The following is a 10,602-nucleotide window of genomic DNA, read 5'->3' as shown; positions in this document are numbered from 1 at the left end:
GCGACCGTCTCGGCGAGTTCGCGGATGGTGAGGTCCTCGCCGCAGCCGATGTTGACCGGCTCGTCACCGTCGTAGCTCCGCAGCAGCACGGCGCACGCGGCGGCCAGGTCGTCGACGTGCAGGAACTCCCGGCGCGGGGTCCCCGAGCCCCACAGCACGATCTCCTCACGGCCCTCCTCACGGGCCTCGTGGAAGCGGCGGATCAGCGCCGGCAGGACGTGCGAGGTCTCCAGATCGAAGTTGTCACCCGGCCCGTACAGATTGGTCGGCATCGCCGAGATGTAGGCGGCGCCGTACTGCTTGCGGTACGACTGGACCTGCACGATCCCGGCGATCTTCGCCAGCGCGTACGCCTCGTTGGTCGGCTCCAGCGGCCCGGTCAGCAGCACGTCCTCGGAGATCGGCTGCGGAGCGAGCCTCGGATAGATGCACGACGAGCCCAGGAACAGCAGACGCCCCACCCCGGCGGCGTGCGCACCGGCGACGACCGCGAGCTGGATCTGGAGATTCTCCTCCAGGAACTGCACCGGGTAGGTGCTGTTCGCCATGATGCCGCCCACCTTGGCCGCGGCGAGCACCACGGCATCAGGGCGGACCTCGGCCAGGAACGCCGCCGTCCGCGCCGCATCACGCAGATCGAGCTCCGCACGGCTCCGGGTGATCACTTCGTGCCCGTCCGCGGTCAGCCTGCGGGCGATCGCGGAGCCGACCAGGCCGCGGTGTCCCGCGACGAACACACGGGCCCGCTCCGGCAGATACGACAAGGCTTCCGAAGGGACATTCCTCGATTCAGTCATGGCCCGGATCATGCCAGTTCTTGTGGAAAGGCCGGCTCCTTCGAGGCACTCACGGTCGGAGCACTGTCACCCGGGCGAGAGCCCAGGAGGTGTGGTCGAAGGCCGTGTTGGCGTTGGCGTCCTCGACGACGAGGTGCAGCAGCTTCACCCCGCGTACGTCGAGATCCACCTGTACGGGACCTCCCGCGCCGGTCAGCTTGCCGCTGGTGAACAGCACCTTCCCGTCGCCCCGCACCGAGGCCTTCGTCGCGCCGGTGGCGGCCTGGTTCGTCGAGAAGTCGTCGATGCCGACGAGCGCGGTGAAGCGGTCCGCCTTGCCGCCGAGGTGGTAGACGATCTCGGAGGGTGCGTGGACGCCGAGGCCCTTGGCGTACGTCACTCCGCCGAACGAGATCGGCGTGCCGTCCCCGGCCGCCTTTCGCCCGTTGGACCGGTCGCGTTCCACCGGACCCCAGCCGTTGGTGGCCGACACCCATTCGAGATCGCTCAGGTAGGAGTCGGCGACCGGCGCCGGGGGCACCGTCGAGACCCGTTCCGTGGCGGAGTAACGCAGCGGCCCGGTCGGTGACTCCGCGGTGCCGTCGACGGTCAGCGGCCATCGCGTGCCGGCGGTGGCCGTCGCGGGCGGGGTGACCCGCCAGGTGGTGGTCAGCGTGGCGCCGGCGGCCAGCAGGTCCTGGCCGGTCGCGGTGGTCGCCTGGACCTGCCAGCCTGCCGGAGCGCGCAGCGTGAGGAGTGCGCGGGTCCAGGGCTTGCCCGACCCGTTGCCCAGGGTCCCGGTGACCGTGAAGGCCTCACCGGGCACGGCCGGCCCCTGGATCTGCGCGCGGGCTCCGAAGGGCTTGCGGACGTACGTGTCCACCCACGAGGAACGCATGAGGGCGACCAGGCCGGTCACCACGGACGGGTTGGCGTCGGCCACGTTGCGCTGCTCACCGAGGTCGGAGGCGAGATCGTACAGCTCGACCTGCCACTGTGCGTCGGGCAGTGCGTGGTCCCTGACCGGCGCGAAGCGCACGGCCTTCCAGTTCTCCTTGCGTACGGCCTCGGCGAGCCAGGTGGCGCGGCCGTCGTCCTGGGTGTTGGCGCGGCTGGTGACGCCGCGTTCGTCTCGGTACCAGTACAGGTGGTTGTGGCGTGCGGCGTCCGGGCTCCCGGCGAGCAGCGGGGCGACCGACAGTCCGTCGATGTCCGTGGGTGCGGGTGCTCCGCCGAGTTCCGCCAGGGTGGGCAGCACGTCGGTGAGCGGGGTGGGGCGGTCGCTGGTCCCCGAGCCGATGCGGCCCGGGGACCAGGCGATCAGCGGGACGCGGATGCCGCCTTCGTACAGGTTGCGCTTGTAGCCGCGCAGCGGGCCGTTCGCGTCGAACAGGTCGGGGTTGACCCCGCCTTCCTCGTGGGGGCCGTTGTCGCTGGTGACGAGGACGACGGTGTTCTCGGCGATGCCGAGCGCGCGCAGCCGGTCGGTGACCTTCCCGACGAGCGTGTCGAAGAAGGTGATCTGGGCGGCGTGGCCCTTGTTCTGCTGGGTCCAGGTGCGGGAGGCGTAGGCGCCGACATCGGGGATGTCGCTCGGGGCGTGCGGCACGGTCGGTGTGAGGAGGAGCAGGAAGGGCTCGGTGGCGTGGTCGTCGATGAAGTCCAGCGCGCGCTGCTCGATGAGCTGGGGCGCGTAGGCGACCTTCGCGCCGTTCGCGTTGGCGGCGATCGTCTCCTTCGCGCCGTTGTGCCAAAGGTACTGCGGGTAGTACTCGTGCGCGTGCCCGTGGTCGATGTACCCGTAGAACTCCTCGAAGCCACGGGAGTTGGGGTGGCTGGGCTGGTCGCCCTCCTCCGGCCCGAAGCCCCACTTCCCGATGACGGCGGTCCGGTAGCCGCGGGCCCGCAGCACTTCGGCGAAGGTGGTGTCACCGGCCTTAAGCGCGCCGGGGGCGCCGTTGGGGTTGGCGCGGACGGCGGAGTGGCCGGTGTGCAGGCCGGTCAGCAGCGAGCAGCGGGACGGTGCGCAGACCGCGGCCGTCGAGTAGGCGTCGGTGAACCTCAGGCCCTCGGCGGCGAGCTGGTCGATCCGCGGCGTGGTGATCAGTTTCTGGCCGTACGCACCGAGGTCGCCGTAGCCGAGGTCGTCGGCGAGGATCACGACGAGGTTCGGAGTCGCCGTGCCGGCGGTCGTCGCGGTGGTCGCGGTCTGGGTTGCCGGGGCCGCCGCCTCGGCCGTCGGTGCGGCGGGGAGCGCGGCGAGGCCGACGGCGGCCGCGGAGCCGGCGAGGAAGTGGCGGCGGGTGGGCATCGGGGGCTCCTTGGCTCTCGTGGACGGGATTCGATCATGCGGAGAGCACCGAGCTGATGACCATGCACATGGCATTAAGAGCGTGTGACAGCTCGGCCGGCGCGAGGCGGGGCGGGGATCTCGCCGCCGCAGCACCGGGGCGATCGCGAGTTGACCCTCCCCTTACGTCAGGCTTCAGGCTGTGGTCGACGAAAGGGCGGGTGGATGAGTTATTCCGTGGGGCAGGTCGCGGCCTTCGCCGGGGTGACGGTGCGCACGCTGCACCACTACGACAAGACGGGGCTGCTCTCGCCCAGTGACCGCAGCCAGGCCGGCTACCGGCTCTACGGTGACGCCGACCTGGTCCGTCTCCAGCAGATCCTCTTCTACCGTGAGCTCGGCTTCCCGCTCGACGAGATCGCCGCGATCTTCAAGGATCCGCAGGCGAACGCCCTGGAGCGACTCCGGGCGCGGCAGCGGCAGTTGGGGGAGGAGATCGCCAGGCTGCAGCGGCTGGTCGAGGTGGCGGAACGGGCGATAGAGGTCCAGAACACCGGGGTGTCCCTGACTCCTCAGGAACGCTTCGAGGTCTTCGGCGAGATCACCTTCGACCTGAGCTATGCCGCCGAGGCGGAGCTGAAGTGGGCGCACTCGGAGGGACAGCGCGAGGCGATGGCGCGGGCGGCTGCCCACACCAAGGAGGACTGGCGCCTGCTCATGGGTGAGGCCGCCGCCTGGCGCGCGGAACTGCTCGCGGCCTTCGACGAGGAAGAGCCGAGCGACGGCGAGCGTGCCATGGACCTCGCCGAGGAGCACCGCCTGCACATCTCACGCTGGTTCACCTCCTGCCCGCCCGACATGCACCGGCGCATCGCGGACGACTTCGTCGCCGACCCGCGCGCATTCGCGCTGGTCATACCCCCTTCGCAGCAACGCCCGGGCCTGGCCGCCTATACGTGCCAGGCGGTCCACGCCAACGCGGCCCGCCACACGGGCGGCCGTACCGACTACCGGGAGGTCCGATGAGGATCCTGATCGCCGCAGCCGGATCCCGTGGCGACGTCGCGCCCTATACGGGCCTGGGCGCGGACCTGCGGCGGGCCGGATACGACGTCACCCTCGCCACCACGGACGCCTTCGCACCCCTCGTACGCGAGGCCGGGCTGCCATTCCGCAGCCTTCCCGCCGACCCTCGAGGACGCGGCGGCGTCACAGGCAAGCGTGAACTGATGCGTACCGCCGCCGCGTTCATCACCGAACTGGGCCAGGGGTTCGCCGAAGCGGTGGCCGACGGCACGGATCTGCTCCTGCTGTCGACCACCACGGCCCCGCTCGGCTGGCACGTCACCGAGGCCACGGGCACCCCGAGCCACGGCATGTATCTCCAGCCCACCGCACCGACCGGCGATTTCCCGCCCGTCGTCACGGGCTCCCGCTCCCTGGGCCGCGTCGCCAACCGAGCGACCGGACGCTTTGCCCTCAGGATGGCCGACCGGGTCTTCGAACAGGCCGTCGCGCAGCTGCGCCACCGCCTTCAGCTGCCCCCGGCCTCCCCTTCCGAGATGCGCCGACGGCAGGAACGGGCCAACTGGCCCGTCCTGCACGGCTTCAGCACGGCCCTCGTGCCCCGCCCCTCCGACTGGCGCTCCGGACTGGAGGTCGTGGGCAACTGGTGGCCCCACCACGATGCGGCCGAACGGCTTCCCTCGAACCTGGAGGACTTCCTTCGCGCCGGGCCCCGGCCCGTGTTCATCGGCTTCGGGAGCATGGCGTCCGGCGAGGGGGAGCGACTGAGCGAGATCGCCGTGCGAGCCCTGCGCCGCGCCGGGCTGCGCGGCGTTCTCCAGGCCGGCAGTGCCGGACTCGCCGCCGACGGCGACGACGTCCTCACCATCGGGGACGTACCGCACGCCCTGCTGTTCCCCAGGCTGGCCGCGGTGGTCCACCACGCCGGGGCCGGCACCTCGGCCGCCGCCCTGCGCGCCGGAGTGCCCGCGGTCACCGTACCCGTGACTGCCGACCAGCCGTTCTGGGCGGCACGACTGGCCGCCGTCGGCGCCGCGACCGTCCCGATCCCCTTCCGACTCCTCACCGCCGAACGACTGGGCGACTCACTCGACCGCGTGGTGAGGCAGCAGTCCTACACACTCGCCGCCGCGAGAGCGGCGCACCACATGGCGTGCGAGGACGGAGCAGGCCGGGCTCTCAAGGCCATCCAGCAGCTGACCGACGGATGACGCCCATCGGCGCCCCGTCGCCTGCGTCGCCCTCATCGCCTGCGTACGCAGCGGCGGTGCAGGTCACGGTCAGCCGGGGCCAGGACTCCCGGATACGGAGGTCGGGCTCTTGACCTCCGTGGCGCCAGCAACTAACTTGCGGTCAACGTCGACCCATGACGACCGAGAGGAGGCGACCGGCGGATGAACACCCGCTCTGATCTGAGTCGCCTCGCCCACAGCACGGTCTGGGTTCCGGGTCGTATCGCGCACGGCTGCTGACTGCGCCGTTTCTGATGTGCCCGTCCGTGGCACATTCCGGGTTTCCCCCGTCACCACCACCTCCTGGCACGTCGCCGTTGCGTGCCGTTCTGCGCCCGCTCCTCTGACGTGGCGTGTCTGAGCACAGAAAGCTGCCCAAAATTGGCGAACATGATGAATCGACCGATCGCGCACCGAAACGGAGGCCCGTCATGGTAGCGGCGCGGATCACGGTCAACGGGAAAGAAACACCGATCTCACCGGCTGCGCCCCACACCACCGTGCTGGATTTTCTGCGCGAGCGTGGCCTCACCGGCACCAAGGAGGGCTGCGCCGAGGGTGAATGCGGCGCCTGTTCGGTCCTGGTGGCCCGTCCGGGGGTGAACAAGCCCACCGACTGGGTGGCGGTCAACGCCTGTCTGGTCCCGGCTGCGGCGCTCGACGGCCAGGAGATCATCACCTCCGAAGGCCTCGCCACCGCCGGCGAACCCGGCACGCCGCCCACCCTGCACCCGGTTCAGGAGGAGATGGCGGTCCGCGGGGGTTCCCAATGCGGTTACTGCACACCGGGCTTCATCTGCAGCATGGCCGCCGAGTACTACCGACCCGATCGCTGCGCGCACGCGGACTCGTCCCCGGACTCGGACTCGGACCCGGACTCGAACTCGAACTCGGCCGAGAGCAACGACGCCGAGCACGGTCCGAACGGTTTCGATCTGCACGCGCTGAGCGGAAACCTGTGCCGCTGCACCGGCTACCGCCCGATTCGCGATGCCGCGTTCGCCGTCGGTGCACCCACCGATGAGGACCCGCTGGCGCAGCGCCGTGAGCAGGCCCCGCCCGCGCCTGTTGCCACCGCGTACACCCAGGGCGACAGCGCGTTCCTGCGGAGGAGCACCCTGGCCGAAACGCTGCGGTTGCTGCGCGAGCGGCCCGACGCCGTGGTGGTGGCCGGCTCCACCGACTGGGGCGTGGAGGTCAACATCCGTTCCCGCCGGGCGGATTGTGTGGTCGCCGTCGACCGGCTGCCCGAACTGCGGGAGCTACGCGTCGAATCCGAGCACATCGAGATCGGGGCGGCCCTGACGCTCACCGAGATCGAGCGCCGCCTCGACGGCGATGTCCCGCTCCTTGCCGAACTGTTCCCGCAGTTCGCCTCCCGGCTCATCCGTAATGGAGCGACCCTCGGCGGCAACCTGGGAACGGGCTCCCCCATCGGTGACAGCCCGCCGGTGCTGCTCGCGCTGGAGGCGTCGGTGGTACTCGCCGACGCCGACGGTGAGCGCGAGGTCCCGCTGGCGGAGTACTTCACCGGCTACCGGCAGAGCGTGCGCCGTCCCGGCGAGCTGATCCGTGCGGTGCGCATCCCGCTACCGCTGTCGCCGGTCACGGCCTTCCACAAGATCGCCAAGCGGCGCTTCGACGACATCTCCAGCGTGGCGGTCGCTTTCTCGCTCGACATCGAGGACGGGATCGTCCGCAAGGCACGCATCGGCCTGGGCGGCGTGGCCGCCACTCCGATCCGCGCCCTCGCCACCGAGGCGGCTCTTGAGGGCGAGCCGTGGACGGCGGAGACCGTCGAGGCCGTGGCCCCTGTGCTGCAGGCCGAGGGCACGCCGATGAGCGATCACCGTGCCAGCGCCGGCTACCGCTCCGCGATGCTCGGCCAGAGCCTGCTGAAGCTGCACGCGCAAACCACCGAGGCGGTGTCGTCATGAGCCATTTGTCCGAGCGTCCCGAAAAGCCTGTCGTCGGTGTCTCGCTGCCGCATGAGAGTGCGGCCCAGCACGTCACCGGCACCGCGCTCTACACCGACGACCTGGTCCACCGCACCAAGGACGTGCTGCACGCCTACCCGGTCCAGGTCATGAAGGCCCACGGCAGGATCACCGCGCTGCGCACCGAGCCCGCGCTCGCCGTACCCGGCGTGGTCCGCGTGCTGACCGGTGCCGACGTGCCCGGCGTCAACGATGCGGGGATGAAGCACGACGAACCGTTGTTCCCCGACGAGGTCATGTTCTACGGCCACGCGGTCGCCTGGGTGCTCGGCGAGACCCTGGAGGCGGCCCGGCTCGGTGCGGCGGCCGTCGAGGTGGAACTCGACGAGCAGCCCTCCCTGATCACACTCCAGGACGCGATCGCGGCCGACAGTTTCCACGGCGCCCGGCCCGTGATGCTGACCGGCGACGTCGACGCCGGCTTCGCCGACTCCGCGCACGTGTTCACCGGCGAGTTCCAGTTCTCCGATCAGGAACACTTCTACCTGGAGACGCACGCGGCGCTGGCCCATGTCGACGAGGCCGAGCAGGTGTTCGTCCAGAGCAGCACCCAGCATCCTTCGGAAACGCAGGAAATCGTCGCGCACGTACTCGGTCTGCACAGCCACGAGGTGACCGTGCAGTGTCTGCGGATGGGTGGCGGCTTCGGCGGCAAGGAGATGCAGCCGCACGGGTTCGCGGCCATCGCCGCGCTCGGCGCCAAGCTGACCGGTCGGCCGGTTCGGCTGCGGCTCAACCGGACGCAGGACCTGACCATGTCCGGAAAGCGGCACGGGTTCCACGCCGAGTGGAAGATCGGCTTCGACGCCGAAGGCCGCATCCAGGCCCTGGACGCCACCCTGACCGCGGACGGCGGCTGGAGCCTGGACCTGTCCGAGCCGGTGGTGGCCCGTGCGCTGTGCCACATCGACAACACCTACTGGCTCCCCAACGCGCGCATCGCCGGTCGCATCGCCAAGACCAACAAGGTCTCCAACACCGCCTTCCGCGGCTTCGGCGGACCGCAGGGGATGCTGGTGATCGAGGACATCATGGGCCGGTGCGCGCCGCTGCTCGGCCTGGATCCGATGGAGCTGCGGGAGCGCAACTTCTACCGGCCGGGTCAGTCGACGCCGTACGGACAGCTGGTCGTCCAGCCCGAACGGATCTCCGCCGTCTGGGAACAGGTCAAGGACGACGCCGGCCTCGCCGAGCGCACGCGCGAGATCGCCGCCTTCAACGCCGCGCACCCGAACACCAAGCGGGCCCTGGCGCTCACCGGCATCAAGTTCGGCATCTCGTTCAACCTCACCGCCTTCAACCAGGCCGGCGCGCTGGTGCTGATCTACAAGGACGGCTCGGTCCTGATCAACCACGGCGGCACCGAGATGGGACAGGGCCTGCACACCAAGATGCTGCAGGTGGCGGCGACCACGCTGGGCATCCCGCTGCACAAGGTGCGGCTGGCCCCGACGCGAACCGACAAGGTGCCCAACACCTCTGCCACCGCCGCCAGTTCCGGGGCGGATCTCAACGGCGCGGCGGTGAAGAACGCCTGCGAGCAGCTGCGCGAGCGGCTGCTGCAGGTGGCCGCCACCCAGCTGGGTTCGAACGCCTCGGATGTGCGCATCGTCGAGGGCGTCGCGCGCAGCCTGGGCAGCGACAAGGAGCTGGCCTGGGACGATCTGGTGCGCACCGCGTACTTCCAGCGCGTGCAGTTGTCGGCGGCCGGTTTCTACCGGACCGAGGGTCTGCACTGGGACGCGAAGACCTTCAGCGGTTCGCCGTTCAAGTACTTCTCCTACGGCGCCGCCGCTGCCGAGGTGGAGGTGGACGGCTTCACCGGCGCGTACCGCATCCGTCGGGTGGACATCGTGCACGATGTGGGCGACAGCCTGTCCCCGATGATCGACATCGGTCAGGTCGAGGGTGGTTTCGTACAGGGCGCGGGCTGGCTGACGCTGGAGGACATGCGCTGGGACGCCGGTGACGGGCCGAACCGCGGCCGGCTGCTGACCCAGGCCGCGAGCACCTACAAGCTGCCGAGCTTTTCGGAGATGCCCGAGGAGTTCAATGTCACGCTGCTGGAGAACGCCACCGAAGAGGGCGCGGTATACGGGTCCAAGGCGGTGGGTGAGCCTCCGCTGATGTTGGCGTTCTCGGTGCGAGAGGCGTTGCGGCAGGCCGCCGCCGCGTTCGGGCCGAGCGGGATCAGCGTCGAGTTGGCCTCGCCCGCGACGCCGGAGGCGGTGTACTGGGCGATCCAAGCCGCTCGTCAGGGCCAGGCCTCCCGGAACGGTGACGACCCCGACGGGCCTGCCACCCATGGCCACGCCGACACGCGGCAGGCCGGAAACGGGCAGGCCGGCATCGGGCAGGCCGGAAACGGGCACGCCGGCACCGGGCACGCCGACGGCACGATCCGCACCGACGCAGAAGCGTTGAGCGGTGCCTGACATGACGTGGGTCGCCGCGGTCGCACGGCTGCGAGCCCGCCGGGAGTCCGGCGTGCTGGTGACCGTCGCGACCGTGCGCGGCCATGCCCCGCGCGACGCAGGCGCGAAGCTCGTGGTCGGGCAGACGAAGACCTGGGGCTCGATCGGTGGCGGCAATGTCGAGGCCGTCGCGATCGATCGGGCCCGGGAGATGATCGTCGCGTCCAAGCCGGAGCCGGAGCTGATCGATTTCGCCCTGAACGACAAGGTGACCAACCAGCACGGCGTGCAGTGCTGCGGCGGCACGGTCTCGGTACTGCTCGAACCGCTGCCGGTGGTACGGGCGGTGGCGATCTTCGGTGTCGGGCATGTCGGGCTGGAGCTGGCGCGCATCCTGGCGCGCCAGGACCTCGACCTCCATCTGATCGACAGCCGCCCCGACATCCTCACCGAGGAGCGGCTCGACGTGCTGGCGGACGCGGTGGCGCAGGTGCATGTGCACCACACGCCGCTGTTGCCCGAGGAGGTGCTGGAGGAGTTGCCGCGCGGCACCCACATCCTGATCATGACCCATGATCACGCCGAGGACGCCGCTCTGTGCGACGCCGCCCTGCGCACGAACCATCTGGGCTCCATCGGGCTGATCGGGTCGGCGGCCAAGTGGGTGCGGTTCCACAAGCGCCTCGTCACCGAGGGCGGTCACGACGAGGCCACCATCGATCGGATCAAGACCCCGATCGGGCTGGCCGACATCACCGGCAAGGAACCCGCGACCATTGCCGTGAGCGTCGCCGCCGATCTGCTGCGCACCTTCGAGACCGAGGGGATCTGAGGCTCCCACCGGACCGACAGGGGTGCCCCGCGTGG

General features: G+C 70.4%; 7 protein-coding genes. 5 read left to right on the top strand and 2 right to left on the bottom strand.

Features of this window, described 5'->3' with window-relative positions; translation table 11 throughout:
* Together ABZ939_RS32015 and ABZ939_RS32010 are read right to left on the bottom strand one after the other, a co-directional pair.
* A partial coding sequence (locus tag ABZ939_RS32015) for a GDP-L-fucose synthase (RefSeq protein ID WP_361863028.1) occupies positions 1-797 on the bottom strand: 797 nt, incomplete at its 3' end.
* Between the two features lie 49 nt (positions 798-846).
* On the bottom strand, positions 847-3,087 hold the full coding sequence (locus ABZ939_RS32010) for a sulfatase-like hydrolase/transferase (RefSeq protein WP_361863026.1): 2,241 nt from the start codon (positions 3,085-3,087) through the stop codon (positions 847-849).
* Positions 3,088-3,291: 204 nt separating this feature from the next.
* Between ABZ939_RS32010 and ABZ939_RS32005 the strand changes: the two genes are divergently transcribed.
* The 5 genes from ABZ939_RS32005 (at position 3,292) to xdhC (ending at position 10,567) form a co-directional block, all read left to right on the top strand.
* Positions 3,292-4,092, top strand: coding sequence for a MerR family transcriptional regulator (locus ABZ939_RS32005; protein WP_361863023.1), 801 nt, complete (start codon positions 3,292-3,294; stop codon positions 4,090-4,092).
* Positions 4,089-5,303, top strand: coding sequence for a glycosyltransferase (locus ABZ939_RS32000; RefSeq protein WP_361863021.1), 1,215 nt, complete (start codon positions 4,089-4,091; stop codon positions 5,301-5,303). The genes ABZ939_RS32005 and ABZ939_RS32000 overlap by 4 nt, the downstream gene beginning before the upstream one ends.
* Positions 5,304-5,755: 452 nt before the next feature.
* Complete coding sequence (locus tag ABZ939_RS31995; RefSeq protein WP_361863018.1) at positions 5,756-7,261, top strand: FAD binding domain-containing protein; 1,506 nt, start codon at positions 5,756-5,758, stop codon at positions 7,259-7,261.
* Complete coding sequence (gene xdhB, locus ABZ939_RS31990; RefSeq protein ID WP_361863015.1) at positions 7,258-9,756, top strand: xanthine dehydrogenase molybdopterin binding subunit; 2,499 nt, start codon at positions 7,258-7,260, stop codon at positions 9,754-9,756. Before ABZ939_RS31995 ends, xdhB begins: the two co-directional genes overlap by 4 nt.
* A gap of 1 nt (position 9,757) precedes the next feature.
* On the top strand, positions 9,758-10,567 hold the full coding sequence (xdhC, locus tag ABZ939_RS31985) for a xanthine dehydrogenase accessory protein XdhC (protein ID WP_361863012.1): 810 nt from the start codon (positions 9,758-9,760) through the stop codon (positions 10,565-10,567).
* Positions 10,568-10,602: the final 35 nt, after the last annotated feature.

Source organism: Streptomyces sp. NPDC046712, from assembly GCF_040645695.1.
Taxonomy (GTDB): Bacteria; Actinomycetota; Actinomycetes; order Streptomycetales; family Streptomycetaceae; genus Streptomyces.
This window is presented reverse-complemented; position numbering and strand designations above follow the sequence as displayed.

Excerpts from the sequence above, each read along its gene's own strand:
- ABZ939_RS32005 (WP_361863023.1), top strand. The coding sequence starts at position 3,292 with ATGAGTTATTCCGTGGGGCAGGTCGCGGCCTTCGCCGGGGTGACGGTG.
- ABZ939_RS31995 (WP_361863018.1), top strand. The coding sequence starts at position 5,756 with ATGGTAGCGGCGCGGATCACGGTCAACGGGAAAGAAACACCGATCTCA.
- ABZ939_RS32000 (WP_361863021.1), top strand. The coding sequence starts at position 4,089 with ATGAGGATCCTGATCGCCGCAGCCGGATCCCGTGGCGACGTCGCGCCC.
- ABZ939_RS32010 (WP_361863026.1), bottom strand. The coding sequence starts at position 3,087 with ATGCCCACCCGCCGCCACTTCCTCGCCGGCTCCGCGGCCGCCGTCGGC.
- xdhC (WP_361863012.1), top strand. The coding sequence starts at position 9,758 with ATGACGTGGGTCGCCGCGGTCGCACGGCTGCGAGCCCGCCGGGAGTCC.
- xdhB (WP_361863015.1), top strand. The coding sequence starts at position 7,258 with ATGAGCCATTTGTCCGAGCGTCCCGAAAAGCCTGTCGTCGGTGTCTCG.